Here is a 19330-nt window from a genome sequence, read left to right on the forward strand (position 1 = left end):
GTTTCCTGACCTCTCGGCCGGATCAGGCGGATTCGCGCCCGGTCATGTCCTCGTCCTCCGGGGGCGCGTTCTTGGGGCCGCCGGTCTTGCTGGCCTCCCAGCCCGGGCCGAGGTGCTCGAGCGCCAGCCGACCGTAGACCTGCTGCTGGGTGGCCACCCGCTGCGAGCGGCCCCGGCCCAGGAAGCTGACCAGCCAGTGCAGGACCGTCGTGACCCGGCTCTTGAAGCCGACGATGTAGAAGAGGTGGAGAGCCAGCCAGGCGAGCCAGGCGATGAAGCCCTCGAACTTCAGCTTCCCGAGGTCGACGACGGCGTGGAACCGGGAGATCGTCGCCATCGAGCCCTTGTCGTGGTACTCGAACGGCGGCTTCGCGGGCTTGCCGGCCAGCCGGCGCGTGATCTGGTCGGCCGAGTAGCGCGCTCCCTGGATGGCGACCTGGGCGACGCCGGGGAGCTTGTCCAGCGCCATCATGTCGCCGACGACGTGCACCTCGGGATGTCCGGGCAGCGTCAGGTCCGGCTGCACCGAGACGCGGCCGGCGCGGTCGACCTCGGCGCCGGACTGCTCCCCGAGGAGCCGGCCCAGCGGGCTGGCCTGCACGCCGGCGGCCCAGATCTTGGTGGCGGCGTTGATCCGGCGGACCTGCCCGTCGGCGTCCTTGATCTCCAGGCCGTTGGCGTCGACGTCGGTCACCATCGCCCCCAGCTGCACCTCCACGCCGGTGAGGTTGAGCTGCCGGCGGGCGCGGTCGCCGAGCTTCTCGCCGAAGGAGGGCAGCACCGCGGGGGCGGCGTCCAGCAGGACGACGCGGGCGGTGGTCGGGTCGATGCGGCGGAAGTCGCGGCGCAGGGTGCGGTGGGCCAGCTCGGCGATCTGCCCGGCCATCTCCACGCCGGTGGGACCGGCGCCTACGACGACGAACGTCAGGAGCCGGTCGATCTCGGCCTGGTCCTCGGCCAGCTCGGCGAGCTCGAAGGCCCCGAAGATCCGGCCGCGCAGCTCGAGGGCGTCGTCGATGCTCTTCATGCCGGGGGCGAACTCGGCGAACCGGTCGTTGCCGAAGTAGGACTGCCCGGCGCCCGCGGCGACGATCAGCTCGTCGTAGGGGTGCACGGTGGTGCGGCCCAGCACCGTGGAGGTGACGGTGCGGGCGGCGAGGTCGATGTCGACGACCTCACCGAGGACGACGCGGGCGTTCTCCTGGCGGCGCAGGACCTCGCGGGTGGAGGGGGCGATCTCGCCCTCGGACAGGATCCCGGTCGCGACCTGGTAGAGCAGCGGCTGGAACAGGTGGTGGCTGGTCTTGCCGATCAGCGTGATGTCCACGTCGGCGTTGCGCAGCCGGCGCGCGGCGAAAAGGCCGCCGAAGCCGGACCCGATGATGACGACACGCGGACGGCCCCCGCGGGGGTCGCCGGGAGCGGGTGCACGCGCTGGTGAAGTCGTCATGATGATTCATCCTCCCACTTCGGGGCCGGTGCCCCGGGCGCGGCCCGGGGCAGTCCGGTGCGATCCGGGCCACACTCTGCCCGGTCCGCCGTCGGCTCGCGGCTCGTGTGCCGTACGGGTAGACCCCTGCAGATGGCCGCGTCCTCCGATCGGACCTCCGGGCAGATCCCTGTCCAGTGCGTCCTCGTACCCGGCCTCGGCCTGGACGAACGCTCCTCGCGCCGGCTCCGGGCGCGCGTTCCCGCGACGGTCGTGACTCTGCCCGGCATGGGTCTGGCGGGACCGGTGCCGTCACTGGACGAGCTGGCCGACCGGCTGCTGGACAGGCTGGGGGAGGGGCCCGTCGTGCTGGTGGGGCACTCGCAGAGCTGTCAGGTGGTCGCGGTGGCCGCCGCCCGGGACGCCCGGGTGGCGGCCGTGGTGCTGCTCGGCCCCACCACCGATCCGCGGCTGCGGTCCGCGTGGGGGCTGGCCCGGCAGTGGCTGCGGACGGCGCTGGCCGAGCCGTGGTGGCAGATGCCGCTGGTGCTGGCCCAGTGGTGGCGCACCGGGCCCCGGGCGATGGCCGCGCTGTGGCGGGCCGCCGCTCCCGACGACACCGACCGGCGGCTGCGCGACATCGTCGTCCCGGTCACGGTGGTCCGCGGGACGCGGGACCGGCTCTGCCCGCACGACTGGGCGGCCCGGCTCGCCGCGGCCGCCCCTCGGGGGCGGCTGACCGAGCTGCCCGGCGCGGCGCACCTGACGCCGATGTCCCGTCCCGACGAGGTGGCCGCCCTTCTGTGGTGAGACCAAGAACCCCGTCCCTCTCACCGCTCGCAAGCTCGCGGCGAGCCTCCGGACGGGGCCGCTACTGGCCGTCGGTGCGGCCGCGCACCTCCGCGTACCGCTCGCGCACGCCGGTCGCCGGAGCGGCCTCGAACTGCCGCATTCCCGGCTGGGCCCACTCGGAGGGTTCCGCGGCGCCGGACAGCGCCCACGCCGCCTGTCGGGCCGCGCCGTCGGCGACGTACTCGCCGGGCGGCGGGACGAGGACGGGGCGGCCGAAGATGCCGGGCGCCAGCTGCTGGACGGCGGGGGAGCGCGCGGCGCCGCCGATCAGCAGCACGCGCTCGACGGCGACACCCCGCGCCACGACCGCCTCGATCCCGTCGGCGAGCCCGCACAGCAGGCCCTCCACCGCGGCCCGCGCGACGTGCGCGGGGGTGGCGGTCCGGAGGGTCAGGCCGTGGACGGCGCCCGTCGCGTGCGGGAGGTTCGGCGTCCGCTCGCCCTCGAGGTAGGGCACCAGCACCAGGCCGTCGGCGCCGGACGGGGCCGAGAGCGCGAGGTCCGAGAGCGTCGCGTGGTCGACCCCCAGCATGGCGGCGGCCGCGTCGAGCACCCGCGCGGCGTTCATCGTCGCGACCAGGGGCAGATGGTTGCCGGTGGCGTCGGCGAAGCCGGCGACGGTCCCCGTGGCGTCCGCTACGGCGGTGGTCGTGACCGCCGAGACCACGCCGGAGGTGCCGATCGAGACGATGACGTCGCCGGGGCGGGCCGCCAGGCCGAGGGCGGCGGCGGCGTTGTCGCCGGTGCCCGGCCCGAGCACCGCCGACGTACCGGCGAGGACGCCCACCTGCTCGGCCGGTCCGGCGACCCGGGGGACGGCGGGACGGCGGCCGCGCATGGCCAGTTCCAGGAGGTCGAACCGGTAGTCGCCGGTGCGGGCCGACCAGTAGGCGGTGCCGCTCGCGTCGCCGCGGTCGGTGACCAGGGTGTCCGGACCGCGGTGGGCCGAGAGCCGCCAGGTGAGCCAGTCGTGCGGGAGGCAGACGGCGGCGGTGCGGTCGGCGTTCTCCGGTTCGGCGTCGGCCAACCAGCGGAGCTTGGTCGCGGTGAACGACGCCACGGGCACCACCCCCACGGCGTCGGCCCAGGCCCGGCGGCCGGTGGCCTCGTCCCCGCCGCCGAGCTCGGTGATCAGGTCGGCCGCCGCGCCGGCCGAGCGGACGTCGTTCCACAGCAGGGCGTCGCGGACGACGGCCCCGTGCTCGTCGAGGCAGACCATGCCGTGCTGCTGGCCACCCACCGACAGGGCTGCCACGTCGTCCAGCCCGCCGGCGGCCTCCGCCGCGGCGGTGAAGGCGTCCTCCCATGCGCCCGGGGCCACCGCGGTGCCCTCCGGGTGGGCCGCGCGGCCGGAGCGCACGAGTTGGCCTGTCGCGGCGTCGCGGATCACCACCTTGCAGGCCTGGGTGGACGTGTCGACGCCGGCCACGAGTGGGCGGGCCGCGGTCATCGGGGCCCGCCGGGGACGGTGGTCACGGCCGGGACTGTAACCACGACCGCAGCATTTCGGCGGGTCAGGCAACTTAATGCTGCCGACCTGGTACCCGTCCCGATCGGACGACGGTGACCTGCGGCCTTGACCGCAGCACCTGCCCGTCACTAATTTGTTGATGCGACCGACAAATAGGTCGACGAGGTGCTCGGAGGGGTGGCGGGCTCGTGTTCGAGGAGCGTCGGCTGTACGGCAGCACGACCCGCCGGGAGGCGCCCGCCGACCAGGCGTCCGTCCGGCGCAGCAACCTGGGGCTCGTCCTGCGGCACCTCCGGGACGCCGGCCCGCGGTCACGCGCCCGCATCGCCCAGGACACCGGGCTCAACAAGGCCACCGTGTCCAGCCTGGTGGCCGAGCTCGCCGACCGCCGGCTGATCAGCGCCGGCGACGTCGACCGCGCCGGCTCGGTGGGGCGTCCGGGGCTGATCGTGCACCTGGACGGCCGGGGCGTCTGCGGCGTCGGCGTGGAGCTCAACGTCGACTACGTCGCGATCCTCGTCCTCGACCTGCAGGGAACCGTGCTCGTCGAGCACCGGGTGGCGCTCGACGTCCCCGAGCTCGGTGCCGAGCGCACGCTGGACGAGGTGGCCCGCCTCGTCCGTGAGGCGATGGCCGCGGCGGAGGCCCGCGGCGCGGTTCCCGTGGGGCTCACCGTCGCCGTTCCTGGGCTGGTCCGGAGCGTCGACGGCGTCGCCACCTATGCCCCGAACCTCGGCTGGCGCGACGTGGCCGTGCTCGATGGGCTCCGCGCCCGCGTCGACCTCGACTGCCCGGTCCGCGTGGAGAACGACGCGAACCTCTCCGCCATCGCGGAGTGGGCGATGGGCCCGGAGGCGCGCACGCCCGACCTCGTCTACCTGACCGGTGAGGTCGGCGTCGGCGGAGGACTGATCGTCGACGGGCGGTTGCTGCGCGGCGCCGGCGGACTCTCCGGCGAGGTCGGCCACACGTCACTCGGCGACCCCGAGCTGGTCTGCGGCTGCGGCCGGCGCGGCTGCTGGGAGACCGTCGTCGGCCTGACCGCGCTGCTGCGGGCCGCAGCCGACCCCGACGACCCGGTGCACGACCACGGCCGCGATCTCGAGACCCGGCTCGCCGAGCTGGCCGCGCGGGCCGATGCCGGCGACGAGCGCACGCTGGCCGCCCTGACCCAGGTCGGCACGGCGCTGGGCACCGGCGCCGCCGTCCTGATCAACGTGTTCAATCCGCAGGTCGTGCTCCTGGGCGGCTACTTCGCCGTCCTCGGCCGTTTCCTCACCGAGCCGATGGCCGCCGAGCTCCGGCAACGGGTGTTCGGTCCCGACCTCGCGGGGGCGCGCATCGTCCTCTCCACGCTGGGTTTCACCGCTGCCGTCCGCGGGGGCGCCCACGTCGCCCTGGAGTCGGTCTTCGACGACCCCACCCTCGTCCCCGCGACCGGCGACGACGGCGCGAGCCCGGCCGTCGGCTCCTGATCCCGCACTGCCCATCGACCCATCCGGACGGAGATCCACCGCATGACCGACTACACCCCGACCACGGACGACAAGTTCAGCTTCGGCCTCTGGACGGTGGGCTGGCAGGGCGTCGACGTCTTCGGCGGACCGGTGCGCCCGGCGCTGGACCCGGTCGAGGCCGTGCACCGGCTCGCCGAGCTGGGCGCTGCGGCCGTCACCTTCCACGACGACGACCTGGTGCCCGACGACGCGACCCGCGACGCGACCCTCGAGCGGTTCAGGAAGGCCCTCGCCGAGACCGGCATGGGCGTGGAGATGGCGACGACGAACCTCTTCGGCGCGCCGGTGTTCAAGGACGGCGGCTTCACCGCCAACGACCGCGCCGTCCGCCGCTACGCGATCGCCAAGGTGCTGCGCAACATCGACCTCGCCGCGGAGCTGGGTGCTGCGACCTACGTGCTGTGGGGCGGCCGGGAGGGTGCGGAGTCCGGCGGGAGCAAGGACGTCGCTGCCGCGCTGGACCGTTACAAGGAGGGCCTGGACATCCTCTGCGGCTACGTCCGCGACAAGGGCTACGGCATCCGGTTCGCCCTGGAACCCAAACCGAACGAGCCGCGCGGTGACATCCTGCTGCCCACGATCGGGCATGCGCTCGCCTTCATCAACTCCCTCGAGGAGCCTGACCGCGTCGGCCTCAACCCCGAGGTCGGGCACGAGGAGATGGCCGGGCTGAACTTCGCCCAGGGCATCGCGCAGGCGCTGTGGCACGGCAAGCTCTTCCACGTCGACCTCAACGGCCAGCACGGCCCCCGCTTCGACCAGGACCTGCGCTTCGGCGCGGGCAACCTGCGCGGCGCCTTCTGGACCGTCGACACGCTCCTGGGCTCCGGCACGGGCACGGCCTACGACGGCTACCTGCACTTCGACTACAAGCCGCCGCGGACCGAGGACATCGACGGCGTCTGGGACACCGCGCGGGCCTGTATGCGCAACTACCTGATCCTCAGGGAGAAGGCGCAGGCCTTCCGGGCCGACCCGGAGGTCGCCGAGGCGCTCGAGGCAGCCCGGGTCGCCGAGCTCGCCGTCCCGACCCTGGGTGCGGGGGAGTCGCTGGAGGACCTGCGCGCCGAGACGTTCGACCCGCAGGCGCTGGGGGAGCGGGGCCTGCAGTTCGAGCGGCTCGACCAGCTGGCGATGGAGCACCTGCTCGGCGTCCGCTGAGTGTCCTGACCGGGGTGGGCGGGCGGGGTCACGGCCCTCCTGCTCCGGTCAGGTGCGCCGTCGGCGCGCGAGCACGGCGAGGACGGCGAGGACGACGACGGCGGCGGTCTCCACCCAGAACGACTCCCACCACAGCGCGGCGGCGGTCGACTCGGTGAAGCCGAAGAGGCCGACCGTGGTGGACAGCAGCAGGCCGGCCAGCGTCCCGGCGGCGGTCAGAGCACCCAGGGCCGCCACCCAGCCCACCAGCGGGCCGGGCGTGACCAGGAGCAGAGCGGCCAGGCCGAAGCCGGCGACGGCGTTGAGCAGGAACGCCGGGCCGATGACGTCGATCGTCCGGTAGCCGTCCTGCCACAGGTCGAGATGGATCCAGCTCATCGCGGCGAGCAGCACCGCGCCGGCGATCCGCAGCAGCCACGTGAGCGCGCCGGCCCGCCGGCCGACCGAGATGGTGGTCATCAGGTGATCCCGATCTCGGTCTCCATGCCCATCGCACGGTGATCGGCGATGGAGCAGTAGAAGACGTACTCGCCCGGTTCCAGGGTCACCGTGACGGTGGTGGACTGGCCGGGATCGATGCCGTCCGCGGCGGCGACCACCTCGCCGTCGCGCTCGATCACGAGATCGTGGGTGGAGCCACCCTCGTTGACCAGCGTGACCTCGTAGCTGCCGGCGGAGAAGCTGTCCTCGTCGACCTGGAGCTCGAAGTCGACAGCGGTCACGGTGACCGACTCGGACTCGGACTCGGCCGGGGCGGGCTCCGCCGCTGTACTGGCCGAGGCCGGGACGCTGGTCGCAGCGCTCGCTGAGGCGGTGGCCGCGGCGCTCGTCGAGCCGGCGGCCGGCTCCTCGCCGACGCCGTCGGGCTCGTCCTCCCCGCAGGCGGTCAGCGCCACGAGCGCGAGACCCGCCACCAGGACGCCGCGGACCGCCCGCGCGGACCGGGGAGCGGGGTGGTTCCGTCGGGACAACGGGGCCTCCTCTGGGCGTGGTCGCTGCCGGCCGCGCTCGGTGCAGATACTGCAAGATTGCAGTACCTGGGGGAAGCCTTTCGCCCCCGGCCGTCAGCCGAGTCCGGTGACCTCCCGACACCACCTGACCACGGTGGCGAGCGCCTCAGGGTTCACCGGTTCGCGACGTTCCTTCCTGTAGGCGCTCGACGAGGCGGACCCGGGCTGGCGCCGCAGGGTGTGGGTCACGTCGGGCAGCGCGACGGTGGTCGCGTGGCCCGGGACGGTCGCCGCGACGACCGCCAGATCCGCCGGGTCGACCTGCAGGTCCTCGTCGCCGGTGACGGCCGGGACGGGGACGGCGACCCGGCGGAGGTCCTCCCGCGGGTCGTGAGCCAGTTCCACGTCGCGAAGCAATGACGGCCGAGGACCACCGGCGGGCGTTCACGACCTTCGCCGCGGCGCCGGTGGCCGACTCCGACCGCTACGCCACCCGTGCGGCGGCCGACGGGGGAGCGCCCGACCTCGCTGGCGACCGGGTCGGTTACCGGCAGGCGGCCGTCTGGGTCACCGACGAGGAGTTCGACGCGATGGTGGCCGACCTCGCCGCCGTCCGGCAGGCGCGCGTCGCGCACCGGCCGGACGGAACCCGCCGCCGCCGGCTGGTGACCACCGTGCACTTTCCGGCGGACTGACCCGCTGTCACCTCGCGCTGCGGCGCACCTCGCGGGCGGCCTGCTTCGCCTGCTTCTTCGCCAGCTTGTTGGCCTTCTTGACCGTGACCCGCGGCCTGCGCTCGATCAGCCCACGGGTCATGAGGCCGATGCCGATGCCGACCAGCCAGCTGTCCTTGGCGATGGACAGGCCCTGGTCGGTCGGGGCCAGGCTGCCCGGCTTCCGCATGCCCGGGGTCTTCAGGTAGAGCCCGAGGAGGCCGCCGGAGAAGGCGGTCAGCGCGGCCCCTGCGACGAAGGTCGGCACGAAGGGCGTCAGCAGCGCGGCGCCCAGCACGATCTCCGCCGTCGCCAGCCCCTGCACGAACTGCTGCGGCGGGATGGACTTGAGGAACGGATAGGTGCCGGCGGCGAAGCCGTGCATGCCGGCCGCGGCTTCCTCGTCCGCGCCGCGCTTGCCGAGCCCGCTGTTGAGGATGAATGCGCCGGCGGAGATCCGGGGGGCGATCTCGGACAGTGTGATGGGCAGACCCATGGCAGTACCTCGCAGTGTGTTCGGGGCGCGACCAGGTGGCCGGTCGCCCGGACAGTGCCCACCGGTCCGTCCGTCAACCGTCGGCTCCCCGCCCACCTCGTCGAGGTGACCGACCCCTGCGACGGACCGGTGTGGCGCCTGCCGCGTGCCACTATGACGCCGTGGCGTCCACCTCTGCCTCGGCCGGCGCGCTGCTGCGGCACGTGCGGACCGGCCGTGCGCGCAGCCGCGCCGAGCTCGTCGCCCTGACCGGTGCGTCCCGGAACACGGTGAGCGCGCGCGTGGACCAGCTCATCGCGGCCAAGCTCCTGGAGGAGGGGGGGCGCGGCTGGAGCACCGGCGGCCGGCCGCCCACGTTGCTGCGCTTCAACAGCGAGGCCGGCTGTGCGCTCGCCGTGGACCTGGGCGTGACGAGCGTCGACGTCGCGGTCACCGACCTCTCGGCCCGGATCCTCGCCACGGTCGGCCATCCGATCGACATCGCCGACGGGCCGGGCGTGGTCCTGGCCGAGGTGGACCGCCTGGCCCAGCTGGTGCTCGCCGAGGCCGGACTCGCCCCGGCCGACGTGTGCGCGGTCGGTGTCGGGCTGCCCGGGCCGGTGGAGTTCTCGACCGGGCGGCCGTCCCACCCGCCGATCATGCCGGGCTGGCACGACTACCCGATCCCCAGTGCGTTCGGTCGCTACGACTGCCCGGTCTACGTCGACAACGACGTGAACGTCATGGCGCTGGGCGAGATGGGTATCGCCGGTTCGGTCCAGGACGTCCTCGTGGTCAAGGTCGGGACCGGTATCGGCTGCGGGGTGATCGTCGACGGGCGGGTGTACCGCGGGGCACAGGGCAGTGCCGGCGACATCGGGCACATCTACGTCCAGCCCGCCGACGGGCGCACGGTGCTCTGCCGGTGCGGCAACGAGAACTGCCTCGAGGCGATAGCCGGCGGAGGGGCGCTGCTGCGCGACGCGATCGCCGCGGGCCTGCCCGTCAGCACGACGCGGGAGGTGGTCGAGCTGGCCGCACAGGGGGACGGGTCCGCGCTGGAGCTGGTCCGCAACGCCGGCCGGACGATCGGCACCGTGCTGGCCGCCCTGGTGAACTTCTTCAACCCGCACCGCATCGTGATGACCGGTGGCGTCGCCCAGGCCGGCGCCCCGCTGCTGGCCGGCATCCGCGAGGCGGTCTACGGCCGCTCCATGCCGCTGGCCGCCCGGGCGCTGGAGATCACCGTCAGCGACGCCCCCGACCTGTCCGGCCGGGTGGGTGCGGCCCTGATGGCCATCGAGGAGTTCCTCGACGAGGACTCCGTCGTGGAGACCCTCGCGCGATAACTCTGCGGTCCTCCGGACCGCACTGCGGCCACGTGCCGTCCCTGGCCGCGCTGAGCCGCTGCGTCCCGCCTGCGCGGACCCCTCCGGTGCCCATCGGCGCGACCGCGCACATCCGATGGCCTGTCTCAGTTCGGTAACCCTGCTGGCGGACCTTGACCGGCGTGTGACACCGGACATATGTTCTCGCCTCAGCAGACTAATGATCAGTGGTGGGCAAAAGTCTCCGAGGAGTGCGGTATGCCGAGTGCGTCGGTCACTGCAGGCGCTGCTGCGCCGTTGCTGGAGATGCACGGCATCGTCAAGAACTTTCCCGGGGTCCGGGCACTCGCCGGCGTCGACCTGGACGTGCGCGCCGGCGAGGTGCACTGCCTCCTCGGACAGAACGGCGCCGGCAAGTCGACGCTGATCAAGGTGCTGGCCGGGGCGCACCAGCCCGACGCCGGCATGATCACCTGGCGCGGCGAGCCGGTGCAGTTCAGGAACCCGCAGGTCGCGATGTCGCTGGGCATCGCCACCATCTACCAGGAGCTCGACCTGGTCGCCGGTCTCACCGTGGCCGACAACATCTTCCTGGGCCGCGAGCGCTCGCGGTTCGGCATCGCGCGACCGGCACCGGCGAACGAGGCCGCCGGCGAGCTGCTCGCCCGCCTGGGCCACCCGGAGATCCGGCCCACCGCCGAGGTCGGCTCGCTGCCCGCGGCGGCGCAGCAGATGGTCAGCATCGCCCGCGCGCTGTCCCAGGACGCGAAGTTGATCATCATGGACGAGCCCTCGGCGGTGCTCGACAACGAAGAGGTCCAGCACCTGTTCGAGGTCATCCGGGACCTGACCGGCGACGGCGTCGCGGTCGTCTACATCTCTCACCGGCTGGAGGAGATCCGCCAGGTCGGCGACCGGATCACCGTGCTCAAGGACGGGCGCACCGTGGCCACCGGGCTGCCGGCCCGTGACACCTCGACCCGGCAGGTGATCGAGCTGATGACCGGCCGCGACATCGAGTACGTCTTTCCGGATCGCCGGGCCGTCGCTGCCGCGGAACCGCTGCTCTCCGTGCGGGACCTGGGTCTGCGCGGCACGTTCCGGGGCGTCTCCTTCGACGTGGCCCCGGGCGAGGTGGTCGGTCTCGCCGGCCTCGTCGGATCGGGCCGGTCGGAGATCCTCGAGACCGTCTACGGCGCGCGCAAGGCCACCACCGGCACCGTCACCGTGGCCGGACGGCGGCTGCGCCCGGGCAGCGTCGCGGCCGCGGTGTCGGCCGGGGTGGGCCTGGCGCCCGAGGAGCGCAAGAGCCAGGCGCTGCTGCTGGGCGACGCCGTCTACCGCAACATCAGCATCGCCAGCCTGGCCCGGTTCGCCCGCGGCGGTTTCCTGACCGGCGGCTCCGAGAAGGACGCCGCGCGCGAGCAGGTGCGCGCACTCGACGTCCGCCCGGCCGACGTGACCCGCGAGGTCCGGACGCTGTCGGGTGGCAACCAGCAGAAGGTCGTCCTCGCCCGCTGGCTGCTGCGCGACTGCCGCGTGCTGCTCCTCGACGAGCCGACCCGCGGTGTGGACGTCGGGGCGCGCTCGGAGATCTACGCGCTGATCCGCGACCTGGCCGACCGGGGGGTCGCCGTCGTCGTCGTCTCCAGCGAGATCCCGGAGGTGCTGGGTCTCGCCGACCGGGTGCTGGTGATCTCGGACGGATCCGTCGTCGCCGAGGAACCGGCCGACGCGCTCGACGAGCACGCCGTGCTCGACCTGGTCATGGAGGGAACGGTCGGATCGCGCCAGCGGGACGGCCGGCAACAGGCCACCGCAGCACCGCACGAAGGGGACGTGGCATGACCGGCAGCACCGCGACGACCGGGGGAGCGGACGCACCCGCGCCGGCGAAGGACCGCGCGCCCGACGGGAACGGCCAGGGACCCGGCTTCATGGCCGGGCCGGCCGGGCGCCTGCTCGGCCTCGTGGTGGCTCTGGGCCTCCTGTGCGTCGTCGGCGCGGTCACCGCGCCGGAACGTTTCGTCGACATCGACAACGTCCTCACGATCCTGCGGCTGGCCGCCGTCGTCGGCGTCGTCAGCATCGGCATGACGTTCGTGATCATCGGTGGCGGCATCGACCTGTCGGTCGGCGCGCTCGTCGCACTGTCGTCGGTGTGGGCCACCACCCTGGCCACCCAGGCGATGGCCGAGGACTTCCACTGGATCGTCATGGTGTTCACGGCGATCGCGGTGGGCGCCGGTGCGGGGCTGGTCAACGGGATCGTGATCGCGTACGGCCGGCTGGTGGCCTTCATCGCCACCCTCGCCATGCTCGTCTCCGCCCGCGGCCTGGCCGAGATCATCGCCAACCGCCGCACTCAGATCGTGCAGGACCGGGGCTTCCTGGACTTCTTCACGGGCGACCCATTCGGCATCCCCACCCTGGTGATCATCTGGGCGCTGGTGTCGGTCGGGGGCTGGATCCTCCTCAACCGCACCACGTTCGGCCGGCACACCTTCGCCGTCGGTGGCAACGCCGAGGCCGCGCGGCTGGCCGGCATCCGCGTGCAGTGGCACACCCTCAAGCTCTACGTCCTGTCCGGCGTCACCTGCGGCATCGCGGCGGTGATGCTGATGGCGCGGACGACGACCGGCAGCTCGACCCACGGCACGCTGATGGAGCTCGAGGCGATCGCCGCGGTCGTCATCGGGGGCACCCTGCTCGTCGGTGGCCGCGGCACGATCGTCGGCACCGTCCTGGGCGTGCTGATCTTCATCACGCTCGAGAACGTCTTCGTGCTCAACAACCTGTCCAGCTCCGTCCAGGCCGTCGCGCAGGGCGTGATCATCGTGCTCGCCGTCCTGCTGCAGATGCGGCTGGCCGAGGGGCGCGGTGGCTTCGGCTGGTTGTCCCGTTCCGGATCCGGGTCCGGCGAGTCGTCGTCCGGCGGGCCGGTCGCCGCAGGAACCCCGGCCGGCTCCGTGTCCGGCGGCTCGAGCGTGCCCGGCGCGCCGGCCGGCGACCGGCCGGGCGCAGGCCCCACGCCCTGATCCCCACTCCCTGATCCCCACCCACCTAGAACCTGCCGGCGACCCGCCGGGAAGTTGGACACCGAGGAGAGATACATGTCTGCAGCGAGGCAGCGCCCCTACCGCCGCCTGATGTCCACCGCGGTCGCCCTGGCCGGCGCCGGCGCGCTCGTCGCCGGCTGCACCAGCAACGAGCCGGAGAGCTCCGGCTCCGACGGTGGCGGCGACACCGTGGCCAGCTCCAACGACGAGACCGGCGAGACCGTCCGGATCGGCTTCTCCGCCCCGGCCGCCGATCACGGCTGGATGGCGGGGATCACCGAGGCCGCCCGGGCCGAGGCCGAGAACTACGAGGACGTGGACCTGATCGTCGCCGAGGGCACCAACGACGTCAGCACGCAGATCAGCCAGGTGGAGACCTTCATCAACGAGGGTGTCGATGCGATCGTGCTGCTGCCCTTCGACGGCGCGGCGATGACGCCGGTCGCCCTGCAGGCGATGGAGGCCGGCATCCCGGTCATCAACGTCGACCGCGAGTTCAACAGCCCGTTCGCCGCCCGTGCCACCATCCTGGGCGACAACTACGGCATGGGCGTCTCCGCCGGCACCTACATCTGCCAGCAGGTGGGCGACAACCCCGACGCCGTCGTCGCCGAAATTGCCGGCATCGACTCGCTGCCGCTGACCCAGGACCGCAGCCAGGGCTTCGCCGACGCGCTCGCCGACTGCGGGCTCGACGTCGACAACCGGGTGGCGGCGGACTTCACGGTCGAGGGCGGTGAGGAGGCCGCGGCCAACCTGCTCCAGGCCGCACCGCAGCTCGACGCCCTGTGGAACCACGACGACGACCAGGGCGTCGGTGTGCTGGCCGCCATCGAGAACGCCGGCCGCGACGAGTTCATCATGGTCGGGGGCGCCGGGTCGGCGAACGCGATGCGGGCGATCCAGTCCGGCGACTCCGTGCTGCAGGCGACGGTCATCTACCCGCACACCCAGGCCGCCGACGGCATCGCGCTCGCGCGGCTGATCGCGCAGGACAAGTCGCTGTCGGACCTGGTCTCGCCCGAGGTGCCGCGGGAGATCGTGCTCAACGCCCCGGTCATCACGGCCGAGAACGTCGAGGACTACATCGACCGCGCGTTCGAGTCCTGATCCGTCGACGGAGCAGCAGGGGAACGCGCGCCGTTCCCCTGCTGCTCCACCCCGCTGGGAGAGCCGCATGACCCCCACCCTCGGCATCGGGCTGATCGGCTACGCCTTCATGGGCGCGGCGCACTCGCAGGCCTGGCGTACCGCCCCCCACTTCTTCGACCTCCCGCTGCGGCCGGACCTGGCCGTGCTGGCCGGCCGGGACCGCACGCGGCTCACCGCGGCCGCCGACAGGCTCGGCTGGCGGGAGACCGAGACCGACTGGCGCCGCCTGCTGGAGCGCGACGACGTCGACCTGGTCGACGTCTGCACACCCGGGAACACGCACGCCGAGATCGCCATCGCGGCCCTGGAGGCCGGCAAGCACGTGCTGTGCGAGAAGCCCCTGGCCAACAGCGTCGCGGAGGCCGAGGCGATGGCGGAGGCCGCGGCCAAGGCGGCCGCTCGGGGCGTCCGCTCGATGGTCGGCTTCACCTACCGGCGCGTCCCCGCCATCGGTCTGGCCCGGCAGCTGGTGGCCGAGGGGCGGCTGGGCGAGATCCGGCACGTGCGGGCCCAGTACCTGCAGGACTGGATCGCCGACCCGGCCGCGCCGATGTCGTGGCGGCTGGAGAAGGAGAAGGCCGGGTCGGGCGCGCTCGGTGACATCGGCGCGCACATCGTCGACCTCACCCAGTACATCACCGGCCAGTCCCTGACCGGGGTGAGCGCGATGCTGGAGACCTTCGTGACCGAGCGGCCGCTGCCGGCGTCAGCCGGCTCGCTGTCCGGCGTGGGTGGCGAGGGGACCGGCACGGTGTCCGTCGACGACGCGGCGGTCTTCCTCGGCCGGTTCACCGGCGGTGCGCTGGGCACCTTCGAGGCGACCCGGTTCGCCCTGGGCCGCAAGAACGCCATCCGCATCGAGGTCAACGGTTCGGCCGGCAGCTTGTCGTTCGACTTCGAGGACATGAACGTCCTGCAGTTCTTCGACGGCTCGGAGCCGGCCCGGGAGGCGGGTTTCCGCCGGATCGTCGTCACCGAGCCCGAGCACCCCTACGTCGCCGCGTGGTGGCCGGCCGGGCACGGGCTGGGCTACGAGCACGGCTTCACCCACCAGGTCGTGGACCTGGTGACCGCGATCGGCGAGGGCACGGACCCGGCGCCGTCGTTCGCCGACGGGCTGCAGGTCCAGCGGGTGCTCGACGCCGTCGAACGCAGTGCCGCCGCCAACTCCGCCTTTACCGAGATCTGAGGAGCACAGATGCCGCGTCCCGTCACGCTGTTCACCGGCCAGTGGGCCGACCTGCCGTTCGAGGAGATGTGCCGGCTGGCCTCCGGTTGGGGCTACGACGGCCTGGAGATCGCCTGCTGGGGCGACCACCTCGACGTCGAGCGCGCCGCGAACGATGACTCCTACGTGCAGGAGCGCCTCGAGATCCTGAAGCGGCACGACCTGCAGGTCTTCGCGATCTCCAACCACCTCAACGGCCAGGCAGTCTGCGACGACCCGATCGACGAGCGGCACCGGGGCATGGTGCACCCGCGAGTCTGGGGTGACGGTGACCCCGAGGGCGTGCGGCAGCGGGCGGCCGAGGAGATGAAGCTGACCGCCCGGGCGGCGCGGAAGCTGGGCGTCGACGTCGTCGTCGGCTTCACGGGGTCGAAGATCTGGAAGACCGTGGCGATGTTCCCGCCGGTGCCCGAGTCGATGATCGAGGACGGCTACGCCGACTTCGCCGCGCGGTGGAACCCGATCCTCGACGTCTTCGACGAGGTCGGCGTGCGGTTCGCCCACGAGGTGCACCCGTCGGAGATCGCCTACGACTACTGGACGACGGTCCGCACCCTGGAGGCGATCGGGCACCGCGAGGCGTTCGGGCTGAACTGGGACCCGTCGCACTTCGTCTGGCAGGACCTCGACCCGGTCGGGTTCCTCTGGGACTTCAAGGACCGCATCTACCACGTCGACTGCAAGGATGCGAAGAAGCAGGTCGGCAACGGCCGAAACGGCCGGATGGGCTCGCACCTGCCGTGGGCGGACCCCCGGCGAGGCTGGGACTTCGTCTCCACCGGCCACGGCGACGTCCCGTGGGAAGCCTGCTTCCGGATGCTCAACACCATCGGCTACGACGGCCCCATCTCGGTCGAGTGGGAGGACGCCGGCATGGACCGCCTCGTCGGGGCCCCCGAGGCGCTGGAGTTCGTACGGCGGCTGGCGTTCGACCCGCCGTCCGCGGCATTCGACGCCGCCTTCGCCAGCGGGAATTGATCCGCCGCTCCCCATCGTGATCAGGTTCCCTGATCGTCGGGGGACCTCCCTCACCGTCGACGGTGAGGGAGGACCCCATGCGGTGAGGGAGGAGGGGTGGGGCGGTCAGTGCCGCCGTCCGCGCCACGCCAGGACGGCGAGGGCGGTGAGGACGACGGTGGCCGCCACCTCGACCCAGAACGACTCCCACCACAGCTGAGCCTGCACGGACTCCACGAAGCCGAAGAGCCCGACGGTGGTGGACAGCACGAGCGCGCCCAGGGTGCCCAGGGCGAGCGCCGCGCCGGCCGCGGCGGCCCAGGGCAGCAGCCGGCGCGGCGCCAGCAGGACGGCCAGCGCGCCCAGGATCCCGAGCACCGTGTCGAGCAGGAACGCCGGCCCGATCACGTCGATGCCGCGGTAACCCGCCTGCCAGAGGTAGCCGTGGATGACCGCGATGCCGATCAGGAGCGCGGCGCCCACGATGCGCAGCACGGTGGTCGCTGTCCCGGACCGGGGGACGAGCGTGGCGGCGGCCATCAGCTGACCGTCACGGGAAGCTCCATGCCCATTCCCCGGTGGTTGGCGATCGAGCAGTAGAAGACGTACTCACCGGGCTCGAGGGTCACGGTGAGGGTCTCCGAAGCGCCGGGGGCGATCACCGCGGTGCGGGCGATGTCCTCGCCGTCCTGCTCGATCACGAGGTCGTGGGAGGCGCCGCCCTCGTTGCGGACCTCGATCTCGTACTCGCCGGCGGACAGCGTCTCCTCGTCCAGGGAGATGCTGAAGTCCTTCTCGACGGCGGTGAGGGTCTGCACGTCACCCTCGGCCGCCGGTGCGGAGGAGGCCGCCGGCGCGGCCTCGCTCGGCTGGGCCTGCGTGGTCGGGGCGGTCGCGGCCTCGGTGTCCGGGCTGTCGCTGCTCCCGCACGCGGTCAGCGAACCGAGTGCGACGGCGAGGAGGACGGCCGGCAGCCGGCGCCGGAGGCCGGGACGGATGGAACGGTTCGGAACGTTCACGGGGGCTCCCTGGAGGTCGATGGCGGGGGTTCCCGCTCATCGGTCTTCGTTCGCCGACCGTCTTCCGGCTTCATCCACGGACCGGAGTCCCCGCCGGGGGAGCCGCTGCCCGGGTGTGGCTCCGTGATCAGGTCTCCTGATCGTCGGGGGTTCTCCCTCACCGTCGACGGCGAGGGAGGACCCGCGACGGTGAGGGAGGAGGGGCCGGGCGGGTCAGCGACCCCGGCGCGAGCGGGCGCTGAAGGAGGCCGCCGACGACGACCCCGCGCGGGCGGCGAGCTCGGCCCGGGTGCGCGCCGGGCCGGAGGTACGCCCGGAGCCGCCTGACTTCGCCGCGCCACCGCGACCGCCCGAGGACGACGCGTTCGCCGACGCGCTGCCGCGGCCCGAACCACCACCACTGCGGCGACGTCCGCCGCCGTTGCCCTGCGGCTGCTCCACGATGGGCGCGGGCTCGACATAGGGGGCGGCCGGGCCGGTGAGCGCCTCGATCTCGGGCGCACCGGGGCGGACGACGCTGACCTTCGGCGTGATGCCGGCCTGACGGGCCAGCGTGCGAACCTCGCCGGCCTGGTCGGGAGTGGACACGGTGACGACCGCACCTTCGGCACCGGCGCGGGCCGTGCGGCCCGAGCGGTGCAGGTAGGCCTTGTGCTCGGCCGGCGGCTCGACGTGGACCACGAGCGCGACGTCGTCGACGTGGATCCCGCGCGCGGCGATGTCGGTCGCGCACAGCACCCGGCTGGCTCCGGTGGTGAACGCCTCGAGGTTCCGCTCGCGGGCGTTCTGGCTGAGGTTGCCGTGCAGGTCGACCGCCGGGATGCCCTGGGCCGTGAGCTGCTTGGCGAGCTTCTTGGCCTGGTGCTTGGTCCGAGTGAACAGCACGCTGCGGCCGAGGCCGGAGGCGAGCTGGCGCACGACGTCGGCCTTGTCGGCGTTCTGCACCTGCAGCACGTGGTGGGTCATCGTGCTGACCGGCGCCACGGCCGGGTCGACGGAGTGCGTGATCGGGTTGGACAGGTAGCGCTTGACGAGGACGTCGACGCCGTTGTCCAACGTGGCCGAGAAGAGCAGCCGCTGGCCGACCTTGGGCGTGCGGTCCATCAGGCGCTTGACGCCGGGCAGGAAGCCCAGGTCGGCCATGTGGTCGGCCTCGTCCAGGATCGTGATCTCGACGGCGCCGAGGTCGCAGTGCCCCTGGCCGATGAGGTCCTCGAGCCGGCCCGGGCAGGCGATGAGCACGTCGATGCCGCCGGCGAGGGCCTGCACCTGCGGGTTCTGGCCGACGCCGCCGAAGATCGTGGTCGTCTTCATGCCGAGCGCGCGGGCCATCGGGTCGACGACGGCGGCGACCTGGTTGGCCAGTTCGCGGGTCGGCACCAGGATCAGAGAGCGGGGGCGCTTGGGCTGCCGGCGGCTGTCCGACGCGGCGAGGCGGGCGACCAGCGGGAGGCTGAAGGCGAGGGTCTTGCCGGAGCCGGTGCGACCGCGGCCGAGCACGTCGCGGCCGCTCAGGCTGTCGGGCAGCGTCGCGACCTGGATCGGGAACGGTGCGGTGATGCCGCTGCCGGTGAGCACCTCGACGAGCGGTGCCGGGACCCCGAGGGCCTCGAAGGTGGTGTCGGTCGGCAGGACGGTGGCGTCCGCGCCGACGGGGACGACTGCGGGAGCCGGCGCGGGGGCAGCCGCCGGGCGGTTCTGGTTCTGGCCCTGCTGCTCGCCGGCCGGGCGGGTGCCGCGACCACGTCCGCCGCGACGGCGACGCGTGCCGCTCTCGGAGGAGGCGGGGGAGTTGCTGATGGAGGTCAATGGAGTCCTTCGACGCTCGAGTGGCCGCACGACCACCTCGGCGAGCGCGAGCGCCGGCGCGTCTGCACAGGGGCAGGGCGGGCTCGCATCGTCGGCGAGACGTCGGTCAGCCGGGCGCACCAAGGTGGCGCAGCCTCAGCCCGACGTCGATTCCTGCCGCTCCGGATGAGCGAGGGCGGCGCCGGTACGTAGTACTCAACCAGAGATGCG

General features: G+C 73.1%; 19 protein-coding genes. 10 read left to right on the plus strand and 9 right to left on the minus strand.

Annotated features, from left to right (window positions below; translation table 11 throughout):
• Positions 1-22: 22 nt before the first annotated feature.
• Positions 23-1450, minus strand: a complete 1428-nt coding sequence (locus FHU33_RS06865; RefSeq protein WP_142024665.1) for an NAD(P)/FAD-dependent oxidoreductase — start codon at positions 1448-1450, stop codon at positions 23-25.
• Positions 1451-1582: 132 nt separating this feature from the next.
• Here FHU33_RS06865 and FHU33_RS06870 point away from each other — a divergent pair, with 132 nt between their 5' ends.
• A complete protein-coding gene (locus tag FHU33_RS06870) occupies positions 1583-2239 on the plus strand; it encodes an alpha/beta fold hydrolase (protein ID WP_142024666.1) in 657 nt (218 codons plus the stop codon).
• A 61-nt stretch (positions 2240-2300) separates the two neighbouring features.
• Here FHU33_RS06870 and FHU33_RS06875 read toward each other — a convergent pair whose 3' ends face one another.
• A complete protein-coding gene (locus tag FHU33_RS06875; protein WP_142024667.1) occupies positions 2301-3731 on the minus strand; it encodes a xylulokinase in 1431 nt (476 codons plus the stop codon).
• A gap of 209 nt (positions 3732-3940) precedes the next feature.
• On the opposite strand from FHU33_RS06875, the gene FHU33_RS06880 reads away from it, so the two are divergent.
• Positions 3941-5227, plus strand: a complete 1287-nt coding sequence (locus tag FHU33_RS06880; protein WP_142024668.1) for an ROK family transcriptional regulator — start codon at positions 3941-3943, stop codon at positions 5225-5227.
• A 42-nt stretch (positions 5228-5269) separates the two neighbouring features.
• Positions 5270-6430: a xylose isomerase gene (gene xylA / locus FHU33_RS06885; protein WP_142024669.1), complete on the plus strand. Its 1161-nt coding sequence runs from the start codon at positions 5270-5272 to the stop codon at positions 6428-6430.
• A gap of 48 nt (positions 6431-6478) precedes the next feature.
• Here xylA and FHU33_RS06890 read toward each other — a convergent pair whose 3' ends face one another.
• From FHU33_RS06890 to FHU33_RS06900, 3 genes are all read right to left on the minus strand, one after another.
• Positions 6479-6889, minus strand: coding sequence for a hypothetical protein (locus FHU33_RS06890; RefSeq protein WP_142024670.1), 411 nt, complete (start codon positions 6887-6889; stop codon positions 6479-6481).
• Positions 6889-7401 (minus strand): cupredoxin domain-containing protein, encoded by a 513-nt coding sequence (locus tag FHU33_RS06895; RefSeq protein ID WP_170182347.1) that lies wholly within the window; start codon positions 7399-7401, stop codon positions 6889-6891. Before FHU33_RS06895 ends, FHU33_RS06890 begins: the two co-directional genes overlap by 1 nt.
• 93 nt (positions 7402-7494) lie before the next feature.
• Positions 7495-7785 (minus strand): alpha/beta fold hydrolase, encoded by a 291-nt coding sequence (locus FHU33_RS06900; RefSeq protein ID WP_142024672.1) that lies wholly within the window; start codon positions 7783-7785, stop codon positions 7495-7497.
• 11 nt (positions 7786-7796) lie between these two features.
• Here FHU33_RS06900 and FHU33_RS06905 point away from each other — a divergent pair, with 11 nt between their 5' ends.
• Complete coding sequence (locus FHU33_RS06905) at positions 7797-8075, plus strand: hypothetical protein (protein ID WP_142024673.1); 279 nt, start codon at positions 7797-7799, stop codon at positions 8073-8075.
• Between the two features lie 7 nt (positions 8076-8082).
• Here FHU33_RS06905 and FHU33_RS06910 read toward each other — a convergent pair whose 3' ends face one another.
• A complete protein-coding gene (locus tag FHU33_RS06910; RefSeq protein ID WP_142024674.1) occupies positions 8083-8589 on the minus strand; it encodes a hypothetical protein in 507 nt (168 codons plus the stop codon).
• Positions 8590-8750: 161 nt separating this feature from the next.
• Here FHU33_RS06910 and FHU33_RS06915 point away from each other — a divergent pair, with 161 nt between their 5' ends.
• The 6 genes from FHU33_RS06915 to FHU33_RS06940 all read left to right on the plus strand — a co-directional run bounded on the left by FHU33_RS06915 (position 8751) and on the right by FHU33_RS06940 (position 16313).
• Positions 8751-9917, plus strand: a complete 1167-nt coding sequence (locus tag FHU33_RS06915; RefSeq protein ID WP_142024675.1) for an ROK family protein — start codon at positions 8751-8753, stop codon at positions 9915-9917.
• A gap of 237 nt (positions 9918-10154) precedes the next feature.
• Positions 10155-11744 (plus strand): sugar ABC transporter ATP-binding protein, encoded by a 1590-nt coding sequence (locus FHU33_RS06920; RefSeq protein WP_246063363.1) that lies wholly within the window; start codon positions 10155-10157, stop codon positions 11742-11744.
• Entirely contained in the window at positions 11741-12934 is a 1194-nt protein-coding gene (locus tag FHU33_RS06925; RefSeq protein ID WP_142024676.1) for an ABC transporter permease, read from the plus strand. The genes FHU33_RS06920 and FHU33_RS06925 overlap by 4 nt, the downstream gene beginning before the upstream one ends.
• Positions 12935-13009: 75 nt before the next feature.
• The gene (locus tag FHU33_RS06930; RefSeq protein ID WP_142024677.1) at positions 13010-14065 is read left to right on the plus strand and encodes a substrate-binding domain-containing protein; all 1056 of its coding nucleotides are present in this window, start codon (positions 13010-13012) and stop codon (positions 14063-14065) included.
• A gap of 67 nt (positions 14066-14132) precedes the next feature.
• Complete coding sequence (locus FHU33_RS06935) at positions 14133-15296, plus strand: Gfo/Idh/MocA family protein (RefSeq protein ID WP_142024678.1); 1164 nt, start codon at positions 14133-14135, stop codon at positions 15294-15296.
• A 9-nt stretch (positions 15297-15305) separates the two neighbouring features.
• Positions 15306-16313, plus strand: coding sequence for a sugar phosphate isomerase/epimerase family protein (locus tag FHU33_RS06940; protein WP_142024679.1), 1008 nt, complete (start codon positions 15306-15308; stop codon positions 16311-16313).
• A 105-nt stretch (positions 16314-16418) separates the two neighbouring features.
• On the opposite strand, the gene FHU33_RS06945 is transcribed toward FHU33_RS06940, so the two are convergent.
• The 3 genes from FHU33_RS06945 to FHU33_RS06955 form a co-directional block, all read right to left on the minus strand.
• On the minus strand, positions 16419-16832 hold the full coding sequence (locus FHU33_RS06945; protein ID WP_142024680.1) for a hypothetical protein: 414 nt from the start codon (positions 16830-16832) through the stop codon (positions 16419-16421).
• Positions 16832-17311 (minus strand): cupredoxin domain-containing protein, encoded by a 480-nt coding sequence (locus tag FHU33_RS06950; RefSeq protein ID WP_170182348.1) that lies wholly within the window; start codon positions 17309-17311, stop codon positions 16832-16834. Before FHU33_RS06950 ends, FHU33_RS06945 begins: the two co-directional genes overlap by 1 nt.
• 213 nt (positions 17312-17524) lie before the next feature.
• A complete protein-coding gene (locus FHU33_RS06955) occupies positions 17525-19120 on the minus strand; it encodes a DEAD/DEAH box helicase (protein WP_246063365.1) in 1596 nt (531 codons plus the stop codon).
• Between the last annotated feature and the right edge of the window lie 210 nt (positions 19121-19330).

The sequence above is a fragment of the Blastococcus colisei genome (assembly GCF_006717095.1).
Taxonomy (GTDB): domain Bacteria; phylum Actinomycetota; class Actinomycetes; order Mycobacteriales; family Geodermatophilaceae; genus Blastococcus_B; species Blastococcus_B colisei.

Excerpts from the sequence above, each read along its gene's own strand:
- FHU33_RS06865 (WP_142024665.1), bottom strand. The coding sequence starts at position 1,450 with ATGACGACTTCACCAGCGCGTGCACCCGCTCCCGGCGACCCCCGCGGG.
- FHU33_RS06870 (WP_142024666.1), top strand. The coding sequence starts at position 1,583 with ATGGCCGCGTCCTCCGATCGGACCTCCGGGCAGATCCCTGTCCAGTGC.
- FHU33_RS06875 (WP_142024667.1), bottom strand. The coding sequence starts at position 3,731 with ATGACCGCGGCCCGCCCACTCGTGGCCGGCGTCGACACGTCCACCCAG.
- xylA (WP_142024669.1), top strand. The coding sequence starts at position 5,270 with ATGACCGACTACACCCCGACCACGGACGACAAGTTCAGCTTCGGCCTC.
- FHU33_RS06890 (WP_142024670.1), bottom strand. The coding sequence starts at position 6,889 with ATGACCACCATCTCGGTCGGCCGGCGGGCCGGCGCGCTCACGTGGCTG.
- FHU33_RS06905 (WP_142024673.1), top strand. The coding sequence starts at position 7,797 with ATGACGGCCGAGGACCACCGGCGGGCGTTCACGACCTTCGCCGCGGCG.
- FHU33_RS06910 (WP_142024674.1), bottom strand. The coding sequence starts at position 8,589 with ATGGGTCTGCCCATCACACTGTCCGAGATCGCCCCCCGGATCTCCGCC.
- FHU33_RS06920 (WP_246063363.1), top strand. The coding sequence starts at position 10,155 with ATGCCGAGTGCGTCGGTCACTGCAGGCGCTGCTGCGCCGTTGCTGGAG.
- FHU33_RS06925 (WP_142024676.1), top strand. The coding sequence starts at position 11,741 with ATGACCGGCAGCACCGCGACGACCGGGGGAGCGGACGCACCCGCGCCG.
- FHU33_RS06930 (WP_142024677.1), top strand. The coding sequence starts at position 13,010 with ATGTCTGCAGCGAGGCAGCGCCCCTACCGCCGCCTGATGTCCACCGCG.
- FHU33_RS06935 (WP_142024678.1), top strand. The coding sequence starts at position 14,133 with ATGACCCCCACCCTCGGCATCGGGCTGATCGGCTACGCCTTCATGGGC.
- FHU33_RS06940 (WP_142024679.1), top strand. The coding sequence starts at position 15,306 with ATGCCGCGTCCCGTCACGCTGTTCACCGGCCAGTGGGCCGACCTGCCG.
- FHU33_RS06945 (WP_142024680.1), bottom strand. The coding sequence starts at position 16,832 with ATGGCCGCCGCCACGCTCGTCCCCCGGTCCGGGACAGCGACCACCGTG.